Below are 24,477 nucleotides of genomic sequence, written 5' to 3'. Positions count from 1 at the left end.
TCCGCGCGACAGTCATTCGTGACGCATTTTCGCCACGTTTCATCATGGAGCTTCGGAAACTTGGCGGGCGATCAATCGATTAGGACAGCTGCGCCGGGTTGCGTGCCGCCAGCCCCCCGGCCGAGTCCCCCGTCACGTCGATAGCAAGCTGGTATCGCGCACGATGTCGTGGCAGGCACAGCCTATGTCTGAAAAACGTCCCAGTGCCGCCGGCGGCGCCCTCATTGCGCTCGGTATTCTCGCAGGTGCCGCGATCGGATTCGCGATCGGGCAGGCGACACCCGGGCTGCTGATCGGGACTGCGATCGGTGTCGCCGCGGCGGTCGTGATCTGGATGCGGGACCGCCGCTAGTCGGGCTCGCGCATCTGCCAGACGACACGGCCGATCACGACGACGTCACCGGCGGGCACCGCATCCGCCGCCGGATTGTCGCTCGTCACCGTCAGCGTGCCCCGCGATGTCGCGACACGTTTGACCATCACGAGATCGCCGATCCTGACGACATAGGGAGCCCCGCGTGACCGTGGTGCGCGGTCGGCCGTGTCGACGACGATATGGTCGCCGTCGCGAAACCCCGGCTCCATCGAGCTTCCCCTGACGCGGATGATCGCGGCCTTGCCGTCGCGCAGGCCGAGCCGGCGCGCGAGTGCGCGATCGATCACGTCGGTACCGACGACGACCTCGTCGTCGACAAGGGTACCGGGGCCGGCCGACGCCCGTACTGCCAGCCGCGCGATGCGGAACCCCGTCGCCTCGACGGTATCGCCCCCGAGAATGGCCTCGGCCACGCCGAAATATTGCGCGAGCGTCCGGCGATCGCCCTCCGCCAGTCGTCGTGGCGACCCGCGCTTCACGAACTGCTGCAGATAGGCCGCGTTACGCCCGAGCATTGCCGACAAGGCTGCAAGGCTGTCGCCGCGCGCCTCGGCGAGGACCGCCAACGTCTCCCGGGGATCTGCGTTCGGCATGCCCGACCATAGCATAGGAAAAATCCTAGACAAGCTGCACTCAAAAGAACAGAAGAGGAACACAAGCGAATCCAGCGGGGATCGCGTCGAAAACCGGAGGGCAGGCGGATGGATGTGCTGATGAGGATGGACGAGTATCTCGGAGAGGCAGGAATGCCGCCCACCACGTTCGGACGGCTGGCTGCGCGCGATCCGCGGCTGGTCCGGGATCTGCGTCGCGATCGCAGGCCGCGCCCGCCGATGATGGCGCGCCTGCAAAGCTTCTTGAACCGTCATCACGCCGGCCATCAGGCATGAGGATGGAGGAGATCCGCCGCCCCGATGCCGCGACGCTGTTCACGCGGGCGCTTCGCAGCGAGGCGACCACCGCGGGCCATACGATCGACGTCACGGAGATCGCGAGCCGGTGCTGGTCGAGTGCGACGTTCACCGGGGACCAGATCCTGCTCAGGATCGTCATCGCGTCGACAACGCAGGATGGCATACCCGGTATTCTATCCTGGCTGTCGACGCTGCCCGAAGCCGCTTTCTGCCTGCGCGGGCATATCGTCGCCGATCTGGCAATCGACTCATCCGCGGTGATCGGCGCGGAAGTGCACGCAACCATCGCCGTGCTCACACTGATCGACGTCTAAACGCCCGCGTGGGGCTGGACTTTCGACCGCCGAACCACGAAGTCGGCGGTCAACGAAGGAGATGACGATGGCTGGGATGGGCAAGTTCGACTGGGCAGATCCGTTCCTGCTCGACGATCAGTTGAGCGAGGACGAGCGCATGATCCGCGACACCGCGCGCGCCTATGCGGAGGACAAGCTGGCGCCGCGGATCATCGACGCGTTCCAGCACGAGCATACCGATCCCGCGATTTTCCGCGAGATGGGGGATCTCGGGCTGCTCGGGCCCACCATTCCGGAAGAATATGGCGGCGTCGGTGCGTCCTATGTCGCCTATGGTCTCGTCGCGCGCGAGGTGGAGCGGATCGACTCAGGCTATCGCTCGATGATGTCGGTGCAGTCGAGCCTCGTCATGTATCCGATCAACGCGTTCGGCTCCGAGGCGCAGAAGAAGAAATATCTGCCCAAGCTTGCGACCGGTGAGTGGATCGGCTGTTTCGGGCTGACCGAGCCCGATGCCGGCTCCGATCCCGGCGGCATGACGACGCGCGCGAAGAAGACGGCCAATGGCTATGTCATCTCTGGCGCCAAGACGTGGATCTCGAACTCGCCGATCGCCGACGTGTTCGTCATCTGGGCAAAGTCCGACGAGCATGGTGGCGGCATCCGCGGCTTCATCCTCGAACGTGGCATGAAGGGGCTCGAGACGCCCAAGATCGAGGGCAAGCTGTCGCTCCGTGCGTCGATCACCGGCATGGTGATGATGGACGAGGTCGAGGTCGGCGAGGATGCGCTGCTGCCCGACGTGCAGGGGTTGAAGGGGCCGTTCGGCTGCCTCAACCGCGCACGCTACGGGATTTCGTGGGGCGCACTCGGTGCCGCCGAATTCTGCTTCCATGCCGCGCGGCAGTATGGCCTCGATCGCAATCAATTCGGCACGCCGCTCGCCGGACGCCAGCTGTTCCAGAAGAAGCTCGCGGACATGGAGACCGAGATCGCGCTCGGGTTGCAGGCGTCCTTGCGCGTCGGCCGGCTGATGGACGAGGGCCGGTTCGCGCCCGAGATGGTTTCGATCGTCAAGCGCAACAATGTCGGCAAGGCGCTCGATATCGCGCGGATGAGCCGCGACATGCACGGCGGCAACGGCATTTCGGGCGAGTATCAGGTGATGCGCCACCTGATGAACCTCGAGACGGTCAACACGTATGAGGGCGCGCACGACGTCCACGCGCTGATCCTCGGCCGCGCGATCACGGGTATCGCGGCGTTTTGAGAGCGGCCAGCGCACCGTCCCCTACACCCGTCACCCCAGCGAAAGCTGGGGTCTCCCGCGGCAGGCACGCCCGCTGCTACGGGGATATCCCAGCTTTCGCTGGGATGACGGGCGTTTCGGCATGGTGAAGGACACCCCCCTCACCGGCCTCAAGGTCGTCGAACTCGCCCGCATCCTCGCCGGCCCCTGGGCGGGGCAGGTGCTCGCCGATCTCGGCGCCGACGTCGTCAAGATCGAGAGCCCCGCCGGCGACGACACGCGCAGCTGGGGCCCGCCGTTCATCGACAACCCCGACGGGACCCGCGACGCGGCCTATTTCCACGCCGCGAACCGGGGGAAGCGCTCGGTCGTCGCCGACTTCACCACCCCCGAAGGCCAGGCGCTCGTCCGCGACCTGATCGCCGACGCAGACGTCGTCATCGAGAATTTCAAGGTCGGTGGGCTCGCCAAATACGGGCTCGACTACGCCAGCCTCGCCGCCGTCAACCCACGGCTCGTCTATTGCTCGATCACCGGCTTCGGGCAGGACGGCCCCTATGCCCCCCGCGCCGGCTACGACTTCATCGTCCAGGGCATGAGCGGGATCATGGACCTCACCGGCGAGCCCGAGGGCGCCCCGCAGAAGATTGGCGTCGCCTTCGCCGACATCATGACCGGGCTCTATTCCGTGATCGCAATCCAGGCCGCGCTCGCGATGCGCGAGCGGACCGGCAAGGGTCAGCAGATCGACATGGCGCTGCTCGACACGATGACCGGCGTGCTCGCCAACCAGGCGATGAACTGGTTCGCCAGCGGCGTCTCGCCGACACGTGTCGGCAACGCGCACATGAACGTGTGCCCCTATGCCGTCTTCCCGACGAGCGACGGCTGGTTCATACTCGCGGTCGGCAATGACGGCCAGTTCCGGCGGTTCTGCGACGCGATGGCGCTGCCCGAGATGCGCGACGATCCGCGGTTCGCGACGAATGCCGGGCGGCTCGCCTTCAAGGACCTGTTGTTCGCGGGGATCGAGGCGGCGACCTCGTTGGTGCCCAAGCTCGAGCTGCTTGCGCGGCTGGAGGCCGTCGGCGTGCCCGCCGGTCCGATCAACACCGTCGCGCAGGCGTTCGACGATCCGCAGGTGATCGCGCGGGGCATGCGTGTAGATGCCAAGCGACCAGATGGCTCAACCGTACCGGGGCTCCGCACGCCGATACGCTTCTCCGACGCCGATCTCGCGACCGGCCGCGCCGCACCGCCCCTCCCCCGTCCGTCATCCTGACGAAAGTCAGGATCCAGAGCCACATACGCTAGCGGTCGTGGCTCTGGATCCTGGGTCGAGCCCAGGATGACGAGGGGTTCAGGCGACTGCCTCAGCCACCGGCTTCCGCGCATACAACCCGTACGCCAGGATCAGCGCGTAGCAGATCGCCGGGAGCAGCAGCGCGAAGTGCAGGCTGCCCGACGTATCGGCCAGCATCCCCGTCAGATACGGAATGATCGCACCACCGACGATCGCGGTGGCGATCACGCCCGACCCTTCGGCCGCACGCTTGCCGAGACCTTCCGACGCCAGCGCGAAAATCGTCGGGAACATCACCGCGTTCATCAGGCCGATCGCCAGCAACGCCCAGCCCGACGTTGCGCCCTCGGTGTTCGCCGAGATCAGGATCAGCGCCAGCGTCCCCGTCGCGACGCCCGCGAGCACCTTGCCCGGCGACACCTTGTTCAGCACATACGCGCCGATGAACCGGCCGACGAGCGCGCCGCCCCAGTAGAACGGCACATGCTTGCCCGCCGCGACGTCGCTCAGCCCCATCACGCTCGGCTGCATCAGATAGTTCACGATCAGCGACCCGACCGCGACCTCGGCACCGACATACAGGAAGATGCACGCCGCCCCCATCGCGAAGCGCGGGCGCTTGAGCAGCGTGAACGCGTGGAAGATGCTGCCGGTCTGCTCCTGCTCTTCGTTGAGCCGGTTGCGCCTCGTCCATACGACCGCGGCGACGACCAGCAGCGCGATCGCGAGGCCGATATAGGTGTGGACCACCGTCCGCGACGATTCCGTCCGGTACGCGTCGAGCGCGGCGCCGGTGAGCTTGGAGGAATCGACCGTCGCCAGCCCGCCGAGGATCAGCGCCGAGCCGACATAGGGGAAGATCGTGGTGCCGAGCGAGTTGAATGCCTGCGCGAACGTCAGCCGGCTCGACGCGGACTTGGGATGCCCGAGCGCGGAGATCAGCGGGTTGGCCACGACCTGCACCACGGTGATGCCGGCGCCGAGCACGAACAGCGCGAACAGGAACATGCCGAAGCTCGCCTGCCCCGCCGCCGGGATGAACAACAGGCACCCTGCGGTCATCGTCACGAGACCGATCGACGCGGTGCGCATATAGCCCGCCTTGCGCACGATCGCCGCGGCGGGGATCGAGAACAGCGCGTAGGCGAGGAAGAACGCCGACTGGACCAGCATCGCGGTCGCATGGTCGAGCGTGAACAGCTCCTTCATCTTCGGAATGATGATGTCGTTCAGCGAAGTGATGCCGCCGAAGATGAAGAACAGCGCGAACACGAACACGCGCAGATCGGGCGCATCATAGCCGTGGCTGGCATCGCCGTCGGCGGCATGGCCATGCGCCGAGGCGGTGGAATGGGTATCGACGTGCATGATCTGGGGCGCCCTCTCGCGTACTTTGGCCGCGGCATAAGCCGTGGCGGCGGGGCGTGGCAATGCCGAACGGCAATTGCCCGGGTTTCAGGGTTCGGGTATGCTGCACCGGACAAAAAGATTGGGAGAGCATCCGATGGCGACCGCGGTCCTGCGCAATTCGACGGTCTCGACTGCGGAATGGGAGGCGCGCCAACAACTTGCCGCCTGTTACCGCGTGTTCGACATGCTGGGCTGGTCGGAGATGATCTACAACCACATCACGCTCAAGATCCCGGGCGAGGATGGCGCGTTCCTGATCAACCCGTTCGGACTGCATTTCAGCGAGGTCACCGCATCGAGCCTCGTCAAGATCGACATCGACGGCAACAAGCTCGACGACAATCCCTATCCGGTCAATCTGGCGGGCTTCACGCAGCACGCCTTGTTCCACAAGCATTTGCCCGACGCACACTGCATCATGCACACGCATACCACCGCGGGCATGGCGGTCAGCGCGGTCGAGGGCGGGCTGCAGCCGACCAATTTCTATGCGTGCAACTTCATCGGCCAGATCGCCTATCATGATTTCGAAGGTGTCACCGTCCGCTCGGAAGAAGGCGAACGGCTGATCGAGCATCTCGGCGACAAGCGCGTCATGCTGCTGCGCAACCACGGCATCCTCGTCATGGGGCGGACGCTGCCCGAGGCGTTCATCAAGCACTGGTCGCTGCAGCGCGCCTGCGAGATCCAGGTCGCGACCGCGTCGATGGGGACGCCGATCCTGATCCCCGACGACGTCGTCAAGGTCCACCAGCGCGATCTTGGCAAGGTGTCGCTGCCCGGTGGAGCCGGAAAGGCCGATTTCGACGCGATGGTCCGCCTTGTCGACAAGCAGGATACGGGCTGGCGGCAATAGCCCCTTTCCGCGGACCTCGGCGATGCGCTAGCGCTCGCCGATGACCCGTTTCACCGTCAACAACCAGGCGATCGAATACCGGCTCGATCCGGCCACGCCGCTGCTCTGGGCGCTGCGTGACGCGTCGAACCTGACGGGTACCAAATATGGCTGCGGCACGGGGCAATGCGGCGCCTGCACCGTGGACATCGATGGCCGTGCCCGGCGCAGTTGCCAAGTCCCGATCGGGTCGATCGAGGGCAGCTATGTGACGACGATCGAGGGACTGTCGCACGAGCGCAATCATCCGGTGCAGCTCGCCTTCATCGCCGAGGCCGTCCCGCAGTGCGGCTTCTGCATTCCCGGCATGATCATGGCCGCCGCCGCGTTGCTGCACGCCAATGCGGATCCGAGCGAGGCGGACATTCGCACGCACATCACCAATCTGTGCCGCTGCGGCGTGTATCCCCGCATCATCGAGGCGGTCCAGCGCGCCGGTCGTGCGACGCGCGGCGAGGAGGTGCTGCCCGCGGGCCCGCGCCCCGGAATCGACCCCGCGGATTCGGCCCGGCTCGTCCCCGCGCTGGTGCCGCCGCCGGCCCGCTAGCATCCCGTGGCGGTCGATTCCTGTCGGATCGCTGACGAACCAATTCAGCTTGGCCTCACGGAGGCACGGGTAGACCGGGTCCACCATAGGAGCCGGCTCGTGCGCCGGCAGTCGAGGACGACCGCGATGACGCGTAGGTTTCTGAAGATGTTGCTCGTTGCATCCGTGCTCGTACCGGTCGCCGCGCAGGCGCAGCGGTTCGGTGCCGACGCTCAGGTCAGCGGCGAGACACGCGGCGATCGCGGCGAACGGCCTGATCGCGGCCAGCGCTTCCAGCGGGCCGATCCTGCTGCCGGGGCTGATCCTGCACAGTCGTTTCGCAGGGAGCGTCCCGCCTTCGACCGCGATCGCGGCGGTGACCGCCCACAACGTCCGGCGTTCGAGCGTGACGGCGCGCGTCCCGACTGGAATGGCCGGCCGCGGGCCGATCGCCAGCCGATCGATCGTGCGCAGATCGACCGCCAGCAATCCGCGCGCCCCGAATCGGATCGTCAGGCCGATCAGGTCCGTGACGCCTGGATCCGGAATTCGGCGGATCGTCGCGGCGATGGTCGGGGTTCCGAGCGCGGCGGTTTCAGGAACGATCGCGGCCCCGGCTTCGACCGCGGCTCCCGCTTAGATCGCAATCCCGGGTTTGATCGCGGCCCCGGTTTTGGTCGCGATGGGCGTGGTGACCGCCACGATCGGTTCGATCGCGACGACCAGTTCGGAGGCGACGGTCGCTTTGCGCGCGATGATCAGCGCGGACGGGGCTTTCAGAACCGCCAGCAGTTCGGCGGCTTCGCAAATGCGCCCGGCTATGGACGCGGTGGCTACGACACGCGTCGGATCGATCAGCGCGGAACGTGGAACCGGGGATGGCGCAGCGACAACCGTTATGGCTGGAGCAGTTACCGCGCATCCAACCGGGGCGCCTACCGCCTGCCGCGCTATTATGCGCCAAGCGGCTGGGGCTATGGCTATCGCCGCTTCAACATCGGCTTTTCGCTCAACAGCATCCTGTACAACCAGAATTACTGGATCCAGGATCCCTATACCTATCGTCTTCCCGAGGCATATGGGCCCTATCGCTGGGTCCGCTATTACAATGACGCGCTGCTCGTCGACCTCGACAGCGGACGCGTCGTGGACACGGTGTACGACATCTTCTGGTGACCAAGACGGAGCGTGGCCAAGCTTTCAGCCTTGGTCACGCTCCGCCAGGGCAGCAATGCGCCGTCGTTATCCGGCGTGAGACGATCCCGCGTCGACCCCAGTCCCCGTCCCTCTTGCGTTTCACCGCGCCACTGCGCAGATTCAGACGCATGGGCTTCTTCTCCAAAGCAAAACAACAGGATCCGATGGCGACGGTGCGTCAAGCCGCTGGCGCGAGCGTGGCCGCACGGCTCGACGCCAACCCGAAGGTCGAGCGCGTCGCGATCGACGGCGTGCAATTCTACCACCACGCCGATTTCGCCGATGCGGCGACGTGCAAGAAGCTCGTCGCGCTGATCGATTCGAAGCGCCGCCCCTCGACGCTCCTGTCCGATCGCCCCAACAGCAGCTTCCGAACCTCCGAAAGCTGCGACATGGATCGCTGGTCCGCCGACGTGCAACCGACCGATGAGGCGATCGCACAACTGCTCGGCATCGATCTGCCGCATGGCGAGACGATGCAGGGACAGCGTTATGCCCCCGGCCAGCAATTCCGCGCGCATCACGATTATTTCCATGCCAGCGAAAGCTATTGGGAGCGCATGCAGCAACAGGGCGGTCAGCGGACCTGGACCGCGATGCTCTACCTCAACGACGTGGCCGAAGGCGGCGCGACGTGGTTCCCGCACGCCGGTATCAAGGTCGCGCCGAAACGCGGACTGCTGCTCGCCTGGAACAACATGAGCGCCGACGGCAGCCCGAACGCGCTGACGCTGCACGAAGGCATGCCCGTCGTCGACGGCGTCAAATATATCGTCACCAAATGGTTTCGCGAACGGCCGTGGATCAAGTGATCTAGCGCGCCGCGGCACCGCCTTTGTCCGCCCCGCTTTTAGCGGACACCCCGTCCGCATGACGTGATGCCTGCTGCCGGCGTGCCGACGGCAGAGGCGAATGCGTCGTGCCCGGGTCGCATGCGGCGCACGCACGCCGCTCGACAATCGCCCGACAGCCACTACGTCCGACGCATGACAGTTCTCGGCGTAACCTCGTCCATCCTTGGCCAGCCGTGGCGCTGGCGCGCGCTTGCCGCAGACGGCCGCGACGGCTTCACGGGCGACGATCTCGTCACCCAGCTGCTCCTCGCGCGCGGCTGTCCGCGCGAGGGACTCGACGCGCACCGCTCGCCGTCGATCCGCGCCTTCATGCCCGACCCGTCGATCTTCCGCGACATGGACCGCGCCGCCGACCGGCTCGCCGATGCCGTTCAGGCGGGCGAACAGGTCGCGATCTTCGGCGACTATGACGTCGATGGTGCGACGTCCGCCGCGCTGATGGTGCTCGTGCTGCGCGACCTCGGCATCGAGGCGCGGCCCTATATCCCCGACCGGCTGCTCGAAGGCTATGGCCCATCGGGCGAAGCCATGGTCCGGCTCGCGGGCGAAGGCGCGTCGCTGATCGTGACCGTCGATTGCGGTGCGCAGGCGTTCGACGCGCTGGACGCCGCGCGCGATGCGCCGGTCGACGTCATCGTCATCGATCACCACAAATGCTCGACGACGTTGCCGCACGCGCTGGCGGTCGTGAACCCGAACCGGCTCGACGAGGACGAAGGCGCCGCGCACGGCCACCTCGCCGCGGTCGGGATGTGCTTTCTCACCGCCGCCGCGCTCGTCCGCACCTTGCGCACGCGCGGCTTCTTCGCCGATCGGGCCGAGCCGAAGCTGATCGACCTGCTCGACATCGTCGCCCTCGGGACGGTCGCCGATGTCGCGCAGCTGCGCGGGCTGAACCGTGCGTTCGTCGCGCAGGGCCTGAAGGTGATGGGTGCGCGTCGCAACATCGGCGTCGCCGCGCTCATCGAGGCCTCGCGGCTGACACGCAACCCGACCTGTACCGATCTCGGCTTTGCGCTGGGCCCGCGGATCAACGCGGGCGGCCGTGTCGGGCGTGCCGACCTCGGCGTCCGCCTGCTCACGACGCAAGATCCCGACGAGGCGCGGACGATCGCGGCTGAACTCGATCGGCTCAACGAGGAACGCCGGACGATCGAGACGGGCGTGCAGGAAGCCGCCGACCTGCTCGCCAGCCGCAATCGCGCGGTTGCCGTCGTCGCGGGGCATGGCTGGCATCCCGGCGTCATCGGCATCGTCGCGGGGCGGCTCAAGGAAAAGCTCGGCCGGCCCGCGATCGTGATCGCGATCGACGAGCATGGCGTCGGCAAGGGATCGGGACGCTCGATCCCCGGCGTCGATCTTGGCGCGGCGATCATGGCGGCACGCGAGCACGGCCTGCTGAGCGCGGGCGGCGGGCATGCGATGGCCGCAGGGCTGACAATCACCGCGTCCGCGATCCCCGCCTTCACCGACTTCCTCGAGGAGCGGCTCGCGGCCGCCGTCGAGCGATCCAATGGCGACCGTGCGCTTCTCCTCGACGCGGTGCTTGCGCCCGGCGGCGTCAATCCCGGCCTCGTCGACTCGCTCGAGGTCGGCGGACCGTACGGCATGGGCTGGCCAGCGCCCCGCGTGGCGATGGGTCCCGTCCGGGTCATCAGGGCGGACGTCGTCGGCAACGGCCATGTCCGGACCGTCGTCGCGGGCGACGATGGTCGCAGCATCAAGGCGATGGCGTTCCGCGCTGCCGACAGCGCACTGGGCCAGGCACTGCTCGGCGCCGCACCGCACCGCAAGCTCTGGCTCGCCGGCCGCGCGAAGATCGACGACTGGTCCTCGCGTCCATCGGCGGAATTACACGTCGAAGATGCGGCCTGGGCCGATTGAGGGGTTGACGCCTCGCCGCCTTCCTTTTAGGCGCCTCCCACCACGCAGGCCCCTTCGTCTAGCGGTTAGGACGCGGCCCTTTCACGGCTGAAGCACGGGTTCGATTCCCGTAGGGGTCACCAACAGCAGAAATCAGTCATTCTCGACCTGCTACTGGTGGTCAGTTGATCCGCAGTATTTTGCGTTTGCCCCTCGTGTACGAGCGCAGACGGATTGGACACGACATGCCAGCTGACTGGAAGGCTTTGACGGTTGCAGTGATGCAGCGAAGTGGCTGATAGTTTTGCCCTTCTGAAAATGGCCGGATCGGCCAGTTCCAAGCGAAAGTTCGCCCCCCGGTCGGCGCAAACCACCGCCCGCAGACTCGACGAAGCGTGCAAATTGGGCGCCCGGAACGTCTGAATCGTCTGCTGGTTCCCGCTCAAAACGAAAATCTGGCGAGCCCGTTCATCTGCGGTCAATCTGCGGAAGGGCTTTGGGGCTGAACGGTTTCGGGATGATCCGTCCACAGAAAAACGCCGGATTACTCGCACTTACCGTGAACTTTAGGGAACCAAGCGCTGTACGGGGATAACCGTGCGTCGTCCGGGACGGGGAACAGAGCATGTTACGCGACGCGACTATCGGAAATGAGATTTTTCTGCAGGGTCAGTATCTGAGCCTGGGCATCAACGGCAGCGGCACGCTCGGGACGCGCGCGACCGCACCCGTGGGGTTCGTCACCGATGCGGTCAACGGCTATATCCGCCTGGGGCTGGTTGGCGACACGGATGGCTTCGGCAAGGGTGCGGCACCGACGCGCGACGCGATGCTCGCGGGAACGCCGGTCGAGAGCTTTTCGATCGGCTATGATATCGGTGCCAAGCATTACACCAGCGTCAACAGCGAGCGAAACGGCAAGAGCGAAGTCGCCGGCGGGGTCTCCTCCGATCTGTCGAGCAACGGCGTCGGCAAGGCCGGCTGGACGGGCGCGACGACCGAGGGCGTCAAGGTCGCGCAGACGATGTCGCTTGCCGATGGTGCCAAATACATCAAGGTCGACGTGACGCTGACCAACACGACGGGCAAAGCGGTCGCCGATCTGCATTACATGCGCTCGATCGACCCCGACCACGGTGCGGGCTTTGATACGGTCAACACGGTGATCGAGCAGGGTGGCGACGGCGCAAATGGCGCGCTGATCGCGGCCTATGCGTCCAGCGGCAAGACGCCACTATTTTACTACACCGCCGATGATCGCGCGAAGGTCTCCACCTTCAAGGGCTATGTCAACGAGAACCCCGACGCGGCCGCGACCTTCGATACCGCTCCGGCCGAGGGCTATTCGCTCAAGGGCGACAACGCGATCAACATCAATTTCGGTCTCGGCACGCTCGCCGCGGGCCGATCGACGACGTTCACCTTCTACATGGGGATCACCGACGATCTGAACGCGACCGTCGCCGCGATCAAGTCCGGTGCGGGCGCGCCCCCGGTGCCCGCCAACATCGCTCCTGTCGCGGTCGACGATACGTTCGCGATCGTCGCGGGCAAGAGCGAGACCGGCAACGTTCTGACCAACGACCGCGACGGCGATGGCGACGCGCTCACCGCCAGCCTCGTCAAGGGTCCGACGCATGGCTCGTTGCTGTTCAACGCCAATGGCGGTTTCACCTATGTCGCGGACAAGGGCTATGTCGGCAGCGACAGTTTCACCTACGCGGCAAGCGACGGGAAGGCCTCGGACAACGGCGTCGTCACGATCGCGGTCACGGCGCCACCGGTTACTCCCCCCGTCGGCAAGCCAACGATCCAGGACGGCAGCAGTTCGGCATCGCAGACGCTCACGGGGACGTCGGGCAACGACATGTTCTTCTTCGACATTGCGAAGAACAGCGGCACCGACACGATCAAGAACTTCAGCCACGAAGACGTGCTCGCCACCACCGCCAAGCTTTTTGACGGCAATGGCGACGGCATCATCAAGTTCGCCGCCAACAGCCTGTCGCTCGATGCGCCGAAGAGCGATGATTACGCCGTCATCGAAGGCGTTTCGGCGCTCCGCCTGATGGGCACCGATGCCGCAGGGCGATATATCTATGCCGATGCGAGCGTCCGCCCCCAAGGGGCAGAGGAAGGCACGCTCGCCAACGACAAATTGTCGGGCGATTCGACCGAGAAGACGGCCAGCCAGTTCTTCTTCGATACCGCGCTCGGGCGTGATCTCGGTCACGACACGCTGTCGAATTTCGGCAACAAGGATGTGCTGGTGACCACGGTCGCGCTGCCCGACGACGGCACCGGCCACGTCAAGCTTGGCGCCAAGGGCGTACTCGACCTGGGCAGCAACGCGGGCGTCGATCTGGGCGATGTCGCGATCGGCGGCCTGAAGGGCGCGTCCGTTTCCACGCTCGAATTCGACGGCGCGGTCTCGCACGACGGCACGACCTATTATGTCTACAGCCTCGACGGGTCGGCTGCCGGAACCGCAGCGCTGCAGTTCTGAGCGGAAGATCATGCCGGGCGACTCCAGTCGCCCGGCATGCTCTTCAAGCACGCAGCGCACGCGATATTTCAAGCCGTGCCTTGTCCAATGGTTTCACCACACCCCCACAGGTATAGCGGACCCGGAGTTATCTGCGCTTCGACTCGTGCAGGGGCGTGTCGTCTGTCACTGTTCCGTGACGTCCAATGGCAGGATCGCGCTGCCATCGTGACCGCAAGTAACCACTGAGCAGCAGGCTTTATTCCGCCTGTCTTCAGCATCGCCGAAAGCTGCGTTGCAAAGGTGGGCACTCTGTCTGGCATAGATGCCGGCAAGCCGGTCAACTCGAAATCTGGGTACGTCACAGAAAAATGCCGGTGGTCAGCGTGCCGGAAAAAATGCTGATAAAAACCGGCACGCTGACCACCTGCAGGATACCAATCAAAAGCTTAAGATTGGCCGCACGCACTGTGACGCCCGCTACATACGACCGGCAGTTTGACTGTCCTAGTTCGCAATCGATTAACCTGAATCAATTTGTAAAGAACAACCGCCCTGCCGCATGTCGCGATCGCAAGCGCAGACCGGTCGAGGCCACGCGGTCGGCCAGTTCTGTAGCTGCGCGCTAAACCTGAGGGGGCCTCGGGCGGGCCGACCGGAGCACTTACGGAGCCATTCCGGCGCGTCGCCAACGAGCGATCTCGCCGTTTATATTCATCAAAGGTAGAATAATGACGATGGCATCCGAGCCGCGTGGCTTCGTCATGCCCGGTCGCCTATCAGCACCCGCGAGGCGGCAGGCCTAGCCTACAATTTGACCGTCTTGGTGTGGACAGCCAAGCTTGGCACGAAATTGCTGGAGCATGGTTCCGGCGGTTCGACGCAGCGCGTGCTCCTGCCGTACAGCATGGTGCTCATGGGCGCTCTAGGCATGTGCCGGCCTCGATCGGCACGCCGATCCGAGCTGGCATTTCACCAATTTCGCCGCCGAGCGCGACCTATTCAATCAGCTCGATGAACGACACCCATCTCCGAAAGTCGACAAATATTACTAGCGCTGGCAAAGTCTCGGCCCGCCCGACATTGTGGACTATCGTAGCTTCTCATCGTTTCCAGCCGATCTGCAATCAATAGCTGAGACGGTAACGAGAGAGGCGTTGAAGGGATTTGGCTTTATGCCGGGCGCGGAGCCGATCCGACGAGGGCACGGCGACTGTCCTGTGACGATGCGCTCCCGGCCGGGTGGTTCGACAGCATTGCGTCGAAACCATCAGCGAACCCCTTTGTCGGCACCGATGCAACGAACCCGGCAGGTTTACCCAAATCGAGACTTACGACGTCAACGTCTTCATCGGCCGGGTCATTCTGATATGCCAGATCGACAACGTACCAGCCGCGGCGACCGGCTATTCGTATATCTTCCCGAATGGCGTCGATAAGGCTAAGGCGTCCGTCGTCTACCCACGCCGTGGCGTCGGAACCGAGTGTCCTTAGTTCGCCCGTTCCTTTGGCGTCAGTGGCTATCCGAAGCTGGACCGCGTCAGCGGCTCGGTGAGGCGAGAATGGAGATGGCCGAATTCCACCCGCCGGTTGGCTGGCTTTGGTCGAAGCGTCTCTACGCGGTCATATCGGTCATGACGACGTCGATCGGCACCGGCAACAGCTACACCCGCATGGGTGCAATCATCATGAGGCGCAACGCATGAACCGTTTTATCGCACTTGCCGCTCTATTGATCACCACCCCCGCGCTGGCAGGCCCCGCCCGACCGCTCAAGCCGGGAACGGTCATCACCAAGGCGAAGAATCTCACGAGCTATCGCTATATCGACGCCCTTACGGAAGCCAGTGGGCTTCGGATGGATGGCTTTCAGCTCCGCTATGATCGCGCAGGCATTCGCCTGCGGGGCGATGCGCACGATATCGTCATCCGCAACGGTTCGATGGCAACCAAGAGAGAAACGACGGGTAGCGATTTACCCGTCGGGATTGATCTTGCTGGCACCGTACATGATGTTCTGATCGAGGGAGTGACGGCTAGCGGGCATCGCATGCAGCCCGTATTAAAGAAATATACCAACGGCGACGGCTTCAGTCAGGAAGCCGGGGTGTACCGGGTGACCTATCGGCGCGACGTGTCGACGAACAACAGCGACGGCGGCTTTGACCTCAAGGGGCAGGCTCGGCTCGAGGATCTGATCGCCGAGCGCAACGGCCGGAACTACCGCTTCTGGAACGACATCACGGCGACAACGCTGACCAGTAGGGATCCATCTGGCGCACACGTCTGGCTTAACGCCAAGGCACCGCAGAACGTCACGATCGATCGCCTGGTTGTCCTTAGCACGACAATTGCGCCGGTACTTCGCATCGAAAACGCGTTTCCGGTCTCGGTCACGGTAAAGGAATGTGTCTTTGCAGTACCGCGTGGCACGTTGCTTCAGTGGGGCGGCAAGTCTGCCACAGTGAAATGGGGCCGAAATTGTCTCCGTGATGCCAACGGCTACGCTATCAACACGTAAAGGGGACCGGCCGTTGCCTCGTAACGACCTGCCTCCTACGCCGGCGAAATCTTCACCGGTAAGGACAGGTATTGCCGGTAGGGCTTAGCAGTTCAAAGACGCGTTTGGTGAGGGTGCCGCGTGGCACGGCATCACGGTCCGTAGACAGGGTTTGGCATCAAGTAGCAAAGCAGTGTGATTACCGAAAATACTATATCATTATAGATACGCCATCCCGCGCCGCCTCATTTCTATCGCTTATAACTGGTCAATCGAGCACCCAGTGCAATTCCCGGCTTCTCATCGTAGCGAGGTTTTAGCATGGCAAGGGCAAATGTTATACCCACCGCGCTAGTAAAGACTATAATTTGCATAGTTTTTGTAGGAAGTGACGATGCGCGTAGCAAGTATATCAATGTATGCAGCGGTGTCATGTGGATGAGATACAGCAAATATGAGGTCTTCCCCATACGAAACAAAGGGGGTGCTTCCAAATCGGCGAGCGAGCAAGTCGCTGTAGCAATGGGGTGGCAATGATGCTGACCATACGACCGATAGCCAAATTTCTAGGGATACGAGTTATACAGCTCCATTCTTGACAACTGGAACCACTACGAGCTTAGACAAGCATAACATCCGGATTTGTATATCTAGCCGCCTCATAACATTGCAAGTTTACGCGATAATGCCTCTAGTCTTGGCATGCTATCGGTAAAGCATCGATGTACTGATAAAGCCGGACGAATGATCAGGACATCCAGCATCAGCTTGCTGCCAGAAGGTTCCGCAAGCGCCTCGTCACGAACCGTGACCCTGCATTCGTCAAATGATCATCGTCTCGATACAGTATAGACCCTTTGTCATAAGTAACGCACCCTTCAGTGCTACACATGAAGTCACGAGGTAGCACGAAATAGGTGCCCTGCAGCGATATAGCCGACAATACGCCATCGGCTTTCTCGCCCCAATAACCGTCACGTGCGGGAGATCTTTGACATGTCGTGATGTCGCGATTGAACTGCGCTGCTCGTGCAAAACATGTCGCAGGCCAGAAGGTAAATTCTGGAGTCGAGCCTACGAATATCAGCTTTACGCGATGGCCAACGATTTGGCGGACGCGATCCTCAAATCGCACAACAAGCGCCTTGAACTTTGCTGTGCCGGCAGGCGTCCTGTCCCTCGCGGTAAACTCCGGGAAAGACGTACTCCAGCGCATGCTGATAACAACAGCTTTGAGGTTCGGCTGCTGCGCCGCCTCCGCCAACGCTGCTTGATGAAACTTCCTGCACGCCGCCTGGCGGCCATCTTCTGACGCAATGACTAAAGGAGTGCACCCCGAGACGGTCGCCTGCCTGACAGCAAAGCCGTGCAGACGCCCCAAGTCCTCCATACCGGGCATAAGGTGGTCAGCGTGAGAGTCGCCCCAAAGGAGAACCGAGTAATTGCCCTTCGAGCTATTCCCCCCAATGCATCGCGAGGGGTCATTGAGTTGGTTCACGCCGTCGGCGCTATGACACGCGGAGCGACGCGGATTGACACTTCTTATTGCAGCATCGGCGATCTGCACTGACGGCGAAGCGTAAGCCCTGAAGCCATGGGTCGCCCACAGGGTCAGGCCGATTGCTCCCGTCAAAATACAAACGCTCGCACTTGCCACCAATACGCTTCGGCGTGACAGCGGGATTGTGCCTTTTCCGCGAAACGGCTTCTCGACAAAGCGCAAAGACAAGGCGCCCAATGCGTAAGCCGCCGCAAGTGCAACGAACGCCTCCCACGGGAGAAGCGGTCGATTGAGCGCTATCCGTGACAGCACCAGGATTGGCCAATGCCAAAGATATAGGCTGTATGATATCAATCCGGTGAAAAGTATCCATCGCAGCGACAAGGTCCGTCCAATAGCCGTTGAATATCCTTGGCCGGAATGGATCAGCAGAAGTGTACCCAGGCATGGCGGGATCGCAGCCAACCCAGGGAAGGGCGTCTTTTCCGAATACAAGAACATGGGGACGACGATCAGGAGCAAGCCGATACAGGCCAAAGACTCACGCCAACCGGGTTGTCTGATAGCAGGGACGGCGCCCACAGCGAGCAACGCACCGAAACCGAGTTCCCATGCCCGATAGGGAAGTAGATAGAACGCCTGGCTCGGCGCCAGCTTGACCATGATTATTGATGCCGCGAGCGAGCAGACAACCATGCCGATCACGAACAAGCCGAGAGTCCGTGGCCTTCCCTTCGAAATCAGGAAAGCCGCAATCAACGGCCAGAATATATAGAACTGCTCTTCGACAGCGAGCGACCACGTGTGCAAAAGTGGCTTATCGATTGAGTCAGTATCAAAGTAGCCGCTGCTACTCCAGAATATGATATTAGATACAAACGCCGCAACTCCTATCAAGCTTTTTCCATACGCGGCAAGCTCAAATGGTGGCAGTATATGGAGCGACGCAATCGATGTCACAATAAGCATTGCAAGAAGTGCGGGAATGATCCTGCGAAACCTTCGCTCATAGAACGTGGCGATTGAGAATCGATCGGACTCTGCCTCGGTGCGGATTATAGACGTGATCAGGAAGCCGGACAGCACGAAGAAAACATCGACACCAATAAATCCGCCGGGCAGGAGATTTGGGATTGCGTGGAAAACAACGACGCCCCCAACCGCCACGGCCCGCAAGCCGTCAATGTCCGACCTATATTGAGTCACAAGTTCCCCCCGATTTTTGCTTCAGGCCAGTCCCCGCCCCGCCCCCGGAGAGGCAGGACGGCCAGCTGCTACGAGCCAAATTGAAACAGTCGCAGGCTCTAAGCACGACACGCACCGCCAACGCGTTGATCTTGCGCAAGCGCCTCGCTTTCAAATGCCCCCTCTTCCTTAAATTATTGATATGCGCAGGGAGAAATTCACCGATTTCGAGCAACCAACGGTAAAGACAAGGTATTTTCCGCCCCTGGACCGAACGCGAGGGTTTGCCCCGGGAAGCCGTCAACGGCATCTATGAACGTCGCAGGCGGTCGAGCGGGCGAGAAGTTCGAAAGACCGAAATCTTCCAGCCTGATGCCGCCGAATGTCCCCCGGCATGGCAACGAAATCGACCCCATCTTAAAACGCCAAGTGCATGCCATCCCCGCAATATAACCTTCCCCGATTTTCGATATGATTGGTATTGTTTTGATACTGCGAACGTGACAGCATGTGCTTGTCCGATGGGTCCGGATGGTACTGCCGAACAATGTCAGCAAGTCACGGGGCGCCAGATCCCGATGAACGAGCAGCATGAGGTTCATCGACTGCGTCCGAACAGGGTCGGAAGGCAGTCGACAGCGCGCGGCATCATCCATGTGACCCGATCGGCGACACAGGGGGGCTAGAATGATGGTGTTAAAGGGGTTGATGGCCACGACATGTTGCGTGGCTGCGTTGATGGCATTGCCGGCACAGGCACAGGTCCAGTCGTCGGATAGCGGCATGCCGGATCCGCAGGCAGCGGATATGCGCGGCACGGGAAGTGCCAGCGGAAATACCGGCGCGCAGGATGGCCAGGTCGCGATCGGCGATCCCGTCGCCTCCGCCAAGCTCGCCGCCGATACGCAGCGCACCGGCGAACCGCGGGATGGGTCGGACATCGTCGTCACCGGCACGCGCATCGCTCGCCCGAACAACCGCTCCGCCGCACCGATCGTCACGACGACCGCCGCGGAAATCGCGGCACAGGGCGCGACGACGATCGAGGAGGTGCTGAACCGCCTGCCGCAGGTCCAGGTGAACTCGGAACAGAATTTCAGCGATTCCGAAGGTCGCCAGCGCATCAAGCTGCGCAGCCTGGGCTATGAGCGCACGCTGACGCTGATCGACGGCCTGCGCATGGGCCTCGCCAACACGGTCGACGTTGGGATCATCCCCAACGCGCTGGTCGAGCGGATCGACGTGCTCACCGGCGGCGCCTCGTCCGTCTACGGGTCCGACGCGGTGTCGGGCGTCGTCAACTTCGTTCTGAAGAAGAATTTCGAAGGCATCCGGCTCGACGCGAACTACAGCTTCTACAACCACGACAATGGCAGCAACGCGGTCACCGATGCGGCCGGTCGCGCGGGTTTCGCCGCCAAGCGCGGATTGACCAATGACGGTGGCCGTTCAGACGTCAGCCTGGCGGCCGGCACCAATCTGTTCAACGACCGCGTGAACCTCACCGGGTTCATCAACTACCGCCAGTCCAACCCGATCGAGCTGGTCGATCGCTCCTATTCGGTCTGCGAGGCGGTCCAGCCGACCAACACGTCGCCACTCGGCTGTTCGCGGGCGAGCTTCACGCCCGCCGGCACGATCGTCCCGCAGTCGGGGCCGCGCGCTGGGCAGATCCTGGTCAACAATCCCAACGGCAACGGGACCTTCATTCCGATCAACAGCGGGCCGCAAGGCTCGTCTGCCAACCCCTATGACAATTGGGCGGTCCAGCGCGCGTTCAATCGCGTCAACCTTGGCGGTTTCCTCACCGCCAAGATCAGCGACGACATCGAGCTGTACGGCAACGGGCTGTTCTACCGCGACAAGTCCTACAACACCCAGCTCAATCGGACCTTCAACTTCGGGGCGTACGGCTCGGACCCGTTCCGCGTGAATTGCGACAACGCATTCCTGTCGTCCTCGCAAGCACAGGATCTGTGCGGCGCCAATGCCGGGGTCGCGGGACAATATGCGCCGATCGACGTCCGGTACCGCTTCGACGGGCTGCCACTGGTGCGGCAGCGCTTCACCAACGAGGGCTATCGCATCGTCGCGGGGCTGCGCGGGCGTGGCTTTGACGACGTGTGGTCGTACGATGTCGCAGGCATGATCTCGCGCGCGCGTCTCGACACGATCGACGTGCCGATCGCGCGCTTCGACAACATCAACCGTTCGCTCGACGTCGTCCGCGTCAACGGCACGCCGACCTGTCGCGCGGTGGTCAACGGGACCGATCCGTCCTGCGTGCCGTTCAACGCGTTCGCGCCGTTCAATCAGGATGCGGCGCTCAACCAGTATCTCTACGGTGGCGCGACCGGCGGGATCAGCACGCGCATTCCGCGCCTGTTGCAGTTCGTCGGTACCGTCAGCGGCGATCTGGGCCGATATGGCATTACCTCGCCGCTCGCCGAGCAGGGCATCGCGATCGCGCTGGGCGCGGAATATCGCGAGGAAATGGAACGGACGATCGTCAACGAGATCTTCCAGCAGAACAATGGCGGCGAGAACCAGCGCTTCACGCAAAGCATCCTCGAAGCCAATGCCGAGGTGCAGGCGCCGCTGATCGAACACCGCCGGTTCGCCGAGCTGTTGCAGGTCAATGCGGGCTACCGCGTGTCGCAGTACAACCGCCTCGACGGCAAGTTCGATACCTGGAAGGTCGAGGGGCTCTGGTCGCCGGTGGCGGACATCACGCTGCGCGCCTCGTACAACAAGTCCCAGGCCGCGCCGGGCGTCAGCACGGCGCAGGGTGCCGCGAACATCTTCTGGAACCAGGGTTTCTATGCCGATCCCTGCGCGCCGCGGATCGATCCGTCGAACCCCAACGGCGCGCGACTGGCGCCGTCCGCGACGTTGCAGCAGTGCCGCAACACCGGCCTTGCTGACAATCTCTATGGCAGCGCCTCGTTGATCTGCCCTGATGATCGGTGCACCGTGCGCGAGGGCGGGTTCAACCTGACGCCCGAAAGCGCCTTTACCAAGACGTTCGGCGTCGTTCTGCGCCCCCGCTTCATACCCGGCCTGACCGTGTCGATCGACCGCTGGCTGATCGATCTGAAGGACCAGCTCGACTTCCTCCAGCCACAGAACATCATCGGCGAGTGCTTGGCCACCGGGAACGATTATTTCTGCCGCGGCATCGTCCGCAACCCCGGCACCGGCACGCTGTCCAGTTCGCCCGCGAGCAGCCCGGCGACGGGTTGGGTGGCGCGCGGCTCGGCCAATGGCTACAAGTCGCAGTCACACGGCTGGGATTTCCAGGGGCAGTATAATGTCGGTCTGGGCGGCGTCGGCCGGCTCGACATGAGCTTCAATGGGACGCTGATGACCCGCGTCGGCTCGCAATCCTCGCCGACGATCGAACCGCGCGACTGCGTTGGGTATTTCGGCAATCTCTGCGGCGAGAGCATGCCGCGCTGGGCGCACCAGCTCCGCACCACCTGGACCGCACCGGATCGCACGACCAGCCTGTCGGTCAACTGGCGCCACCGCGGCGCGATGCCGCTCGACATCTATGCGCCCGAGGACACCGGCATCCCCGCGCAGGACGCAAGTGCCCGGCGCGATCAATATCCCGGTGTCGGTTCGTACAACTGGATCGACGTCGCGCTCAGCTTCGACATCAACAAGCAGATGACGTTCCGGCTGGCCGCCAACAACATCTTCGACCGCGATCCGCCGCTCGTTCCGGACAGCCGTTCGCGGATCGGTCTGCTGCGCGGCAATACGGTGATGGGCTACGATCTGCTCGGCCGGCAGCTCGTCGCGGGTGTGTCGCTGCGGCTGTGATCGTGATCTGCAGGCATGGGTTAGCACTGCGCTGCCAGACCCATGCCGGCAGGATCGGCCTGCGATCGGTCGTAGGCGTGCTCCCCCGGTCAGCCAGCCGGCAGCGCGTCCATCGTCCGCGTCACGCGGCGCCGCAGCCCCGGGTCCCGCGTGATCTCCAGCATCGCGCCCAGACTGCCACGCGCCGCCGCGACGTCGTGATCGACCAGCTCGAGCCGCGCGCGTTCCCACCAGGCGTGCGGATAGGCGGGCGCCATGGTCGTCATGCGCGCATAGAGGTCGAGCGCGCGTCGCCCCCTCCCCGCCTGTTCGGCCCGCGACGCGAGGTTCTGCAGGAGCCTGACGAGCACCGCCCGGTTCGGCATCGCTGCGACATGCGTCGCCGCCCGGCCAGACCCGGCGTGTCGCTCGACCAGCGCGGCAAGCCCTGCGGCATCGACACGCACGCCGCCGGCGAACGGGTCGACGATGACCGGCGCAGCCTCCGCACCGACGACAACGAGAACATGGCCGGGGACGTCGAGCACGTTCGCGCTCCAGCCGAGCCGCCTGGCCATCGCGACCCAGAGTATCGAAAGGCTCACCGGCAGGCCGCGACGCCGATCGAGGACGGTGATGAAATCGGCATTGGCGGGATCGTCATAGCTCTCGGAATCGCCCGCGAACCCGAACACATCCGCAAGCACTGACGCGAGGGCGCTCGCGCGCTCGTCCGGCGTCTCGGCATCACCTGCGACGGTGGAGAGCTGCGTCTCGATGGCGTTCAGAAGCGTGTGCGAGGGTGTGAGATCGATGCCGGGTCGGTCGAGACGTGCAAGCGACAGCGCGGCCTCATCGAGGACGATGTCCTCGTCGTCGATCAGGCCCAGGCGGGTAAGGTCTTCGGTCATCACGCCAACATGGGGAGGCTGCGCGGCAATGGGAACGCGCGATCGTAAGACCGGCGGGTGCCAAAGTCGGTCCCGAGCGTTCGTGACGGCATGAGGGATGCCAATGGCGCTACGTGAACAGGCCCGTCGCGATATCGTCCGACATGTCCGGGGGATGTTCAACGATACGGCACGCGGGGAACAGCCCGTGATCCGCAGCAGCGACGCGCTTTTCTCCCCCGATTCGATGATCTGGCGCGTCCATGGCGACGTCGCCAGCATGATGGTCGGTGGCGTCTCCGCGCTGTTGCTCCAGATGTTGCACCCCGCTGTCCTTGCCGGGGTCTGGGATCATTCGAACTTTCGCACCGACATGCTCGGCCGGCTGCGGCGAACCGCGCGTTTCATCGCCGTCACCACCTATGGCGCGCGCGACGATGCCCAAAGCGCGATCGCCCGTGTCCGCTCGGTCCATCGGCATATCGGCGGCACCCTACCCGATGGAACGCCGTATCGCGCCGACGATCCCGCCCTCCTTGCCTGGGTCCATATCTCCGAGGCGTGGTGCTTCCTCGCCGCCTGGCAGCGTTACGGAAATAACCGCCTCTCGCCCGCACAAGCCGACCAGTATTTCGACGAGTTCGCCGACATCGGGCTGGCGCTTGGTGCCGGGGTGGTGCCGCGTGATCGGCTCGCGACTCAGCAGGCGCTGCACATGGCGCGGCCGCATCTCGTCGTCAGCGACCGCACGACCGAGGTCGCGCGCCTCGTGCTAGAGCATCCTCCGGCGAACCCGCTATCGATCCCCGTCCAGCGGCTCGTGATGCAAGCCGCGATCGACCTGCTTCCGACATGGGCAAGAGAGATGCATCATTTGCCGGAATCGCCGCGGCTCATGGGTCCGCTTGTCGTGTCGGGGACGCGGCAGTTGGCAAGAACGCTCCGCTGGGCGTTCGCGGACCGCTGAAAGCGTGACCTGCAAGGCGCAGCGTCCACATCCCGACACCATCTACTGGAGCAAGTGTTTCGTCGTCCGGAGCACCGGGCGGCAGCCATAAATTTGTCCGGCGCCGCAAACCATCCGCGCGCGGCCCCCTCTATAATCAATCTAGCCTTGATGCGCGGTTCCCCGAATCCTCGACGAGCAGGATATTCGAGATCCGCACAACGACGCGTGATCGCTGCGTGATTTCAAGATCGGTCTACATGGTGCACAACAAAGGAAC

19 protein-coding genes and 1 tRNA gene are annotated in these 24,477 nt (G+C 63.6%); 16 read left to right on the top strand and 4 right to left on the bottom strand.

Annotation, left to right across the window (positions count from 1 at the left end):
* Positions 1–184: 184 nt before the first annotated feature.
* Positions 185–352: a DUF2207 domain-containing protein gene (locus ASE72_RS20540; RefSeq protein ID WP_162235475.1), complete on the top strand. Its 168-nt coding sequence runs from the start codon at positions 185–187 to the stop codon at positions 350–352.
* On the opposite strand, the gene ASE72_RS11475 is transcribed toward ASE72_RS20540, so the two are convergent.
* Positions 349–969 (bottom strand): S24 family peptidase, encoded by a 621-nt coding sequence (locus ASE72_RS11475; protein WP_056021049.1) that lies wholly within the window; start codon positions 967–969, stop codon positions 349–351. The genes ASE72_RS20540 and ASE72_RS11475 overlap by 4 nt on opposite strands.
* A 108-nt stretch (positions 970–1,077) precedes the next feature.
* Between ASE72_RS11475 and ASE72_RS11470 the strand changes: the two genes are divergently transcribed.
* The 4 genes from ASE72_RS11470 (at position 1,078) to ASE72_RS11455 (ending at position 4,117) form a co-directional block, all read left to right on the top strand.
* Positions 1,078–1,266 carry a hypothetical protein gene (locus ASE72_RS11470; protein WP_056021045.1) on the top strand — a complete coding sequence of 63 codons (189 nt, stop codon included), beginning with the start codon at positions 1,078–1,080 and terminating at the stop codon, positions 1,264–1,266.
* Positions 1,263–1,604: a hypothetical protein gene (locus tag ASE72_RS11465; protein WP_156350396.1), complete on the top strand. Its 342-nt coding sequence runs from the start codon at positions 1,263–1,265 to the stop codon at positions 1,602–1,604. Before ASE72_RS11470 ends, ASE72_RS11465 begins: the two co-directional genes overlap by 4 nt.
* A gap of 67 nt (positions 1,605–1,671) precedes the next feature.
* Positions 1,672–2,856 carry an acyl-CoA dehydrogenase gene (locus tag ASE72_RS11460; RefSeq protein WP_056021039.1) on the top strand — a complete coding sequence of 395 codons (1,185 nt, stop codon included), beginning with the start codon at positions 1,672–1,674 and terminating at the stop codon, positions 2,854–2,856.
* A gap of 121 nt (positions 2,857–2,977) precedes the next feature.
* Complete coding sequence (locus tag ASE72_RS11455; protein ID WP_056021036.1) at positions 2,978–4,117, top strand: CaiB/BaiF CoA transferase family protein; 1,140 nt, start codon at positions 2,978–2,980, stop codon at positions 4,115–4,117.
* A gap of 78 nt (positions 4,118–4,195) precedes the next feature.
* On the opposite strand, the gene ASE72_RS11450 is transcribed toward ASE72_RS11455, so the two are convergent.
* Entirely contained in the window at positions 4,196–5,506 is a 1,311-nt protein-coding gene (locus ASE72_RS11450; RefSeq protein ID WP_056021034.1) for a sugar MFS transporter, read from the bottom strand.
* Between the two features lie 136 nt (positions 5,507–5,642).
* Between ASE72_RS11450 and ASE72_RS11445 the strand changes: the two genes are divergently transcribed.
* From ASE72_RS11445 to ASE72_RS11410, 9 genes are all read left to right on the top strand, one after another.
* Entirely contained in the window at positions 5,643–6,404 is a 762-nt protein-coding gene (locus ASE72_RS11445) for a class II aldolase/adducin family protein (RefSeq protein ID WP_056021031.1), read from the top strand.
* Between the two features lie 40 nt (positions 6,405–6,444).
* The gene (locus ASE72_RS11440; protein ID WP_056021029.1) at positions 6,445–6,990 is read left to right on the top strand and encodes a (2Fe-2S)-binding protein; all 546 of its coding nucleotides are present in this window, start codon (positions 6,445–6,447) and stop codon (positions 6,988–6,990) included.
* Positions 6,991–7,116: 126 nt separating this feature from the next.
* The gene (locus tag ASE72_RS11435) at positions 7,117–8,145 is read left to right on the top strand and encodes an RcnB family protein (protein ID WP_082445948.1); all 1,029 of its coding nucleotides are present in this window, start codon (positions 7,117–7,119) and stop codon (positions 8,143–8,145) included.
* Positions 8,146–8,294: 149 nt separating this feature from the next.
* Positions 8,295–8,978, top strand: a complete 684-nt coding sequence (locus ASE72_RS11430) for a prolyl hydroxylase family protein (RefSeq protein WP_056021025.1) — start codon at positions 8,295–8,297, stop codon at positions 8,976–8,978.
* Between the two features lie 174 nt (positions 8,979–9,152).
* Positions 9,153–10,904 (top strand): single-stranded-DNA-specific exonuclease RecJ, encoded by a 1,752-nt coding sequence (recJ, locus tag ASE72_RS11425; RefSeq protein WP_056021023.1) that lies wholly within the window; start codon positions 9,153–9,155, stop codon positions 10,902–10,904.
* A 47-nt stretch (positions 10,905–10,951) separates the two neighbouring features.
* A tRNA-Glu gene (locus ASE72_RS11420) sits at positions 10,952–11,026 on the top strand.
* A 482-nt stretch (positions 11,027–11,508) separates the two neighbouring features.
* Entirely contained in the window at positions 11,509–13,389 is a 1,881-nt protein-coding gene (locus ASE72_RS11415) for an Ig-like domain-containing protein (RefSeq protein ID WP_056021020.1), read from the top strand.
* Between the two features lie 1,541 nt (positions 13,390–14,930).
* The gene (locus ASE72_RS20270; RefSeq protein WP_156350394.1) at positions 14,931–15,074 is read left to right on the top strand and encodes a hypothetical protein; all 144 of its coding nucleotides are present in this window, start codon (positions 14,931–14,933) and stop codon (positions 15,072–15,074) included.
* A complete protein-coding gene (locus ASE72_RS11410; RefSeq protein ID WP_156350392.1) occupies positions 15,071–15,889 on the top strand; it encodes a hypothetical protein in 819 nt (272 codons plus the stop codon). The genes ASE72_RS20270 and ASE72_RS11410 overlap by 4 nt, the downstream gene beginning before the upstream one ends.
* Positions 15,890–16,631: 742 nt before the next feature.
* Here the strand turns inward: ASE72_RS11410 and ASE72_RS11405 are convergent.
* Positions 16,632–18,545, bottom strand: a complete 1,914-nt coding sequence (locus ASE72_RS11405; protein ID WP_056021014.1) for an acyltransferase family protein — start codon at positions 18,543–18,545, stop codon at positions 16,632–16,634.
* Positions 18,546–19,280: 735 nt separating this feature from the next.
* Here ASE72_RS11405 and ASE72_RS11400 point away from each other — a divergent pair.
* Positions 19,281–22,382, top strand: coding sequence for a TonB-dependent receptor plug domain-containing protein (locus ASE72_RS11400; protein WP_235532329.1), 3,102 nt, complete (start codon positions 19,281–19,283; stop codon positions 22,380–22,382).
* 89 nt (positions 22,383–22,471) lie between these two features.
* Here ASE72_RS11400 and ASE72_RS11395 read toward each other — a convergent pair whose 3' ends face one another.
* Positions 22,472–23,272: a SirB1 family protein gene (locus ASE72_RS11395; RefSeq protein WP_056021012.1), complete on the bottom strand. Its 801-nt coding sequence runs from the start codon at positions 23,270–23,272 to the stop codon at positions 22,472–22,474.
* Positions 23,273–23,375: 103 nt separating this feature from the next.
* Between ASE72_RS11395 and ASE72_RS11390 the strand changes: the two genes are divergently transcribed.
* Positions 23,376–24,218, top strand: coding sequence for an oxygenase MpaB family protein (locus ASE72_RS11390; protein ID WP_082445946.1), 843 nt, complete (start codon positions 23,376–23,378; stop codon positions 24,216–24,218).
* Positions 24,219–24,477: the final 259 nt, after the last annotated feature.

It is taken from the genome of Sphingomonas sp. Leaf20 (assembly GCF_001421535.1).
GTDB lineage: Bacteria > Pseudomonadota > Alphaproteobacteria > Sphingomonadales > Sphingomonadaceae > Sphingomonas.
The sequence above is the reverse complement of the archived record's forward strand: the minus strand, read 5'-3'. Positions and strand labels throughout refer to the sequence as shown.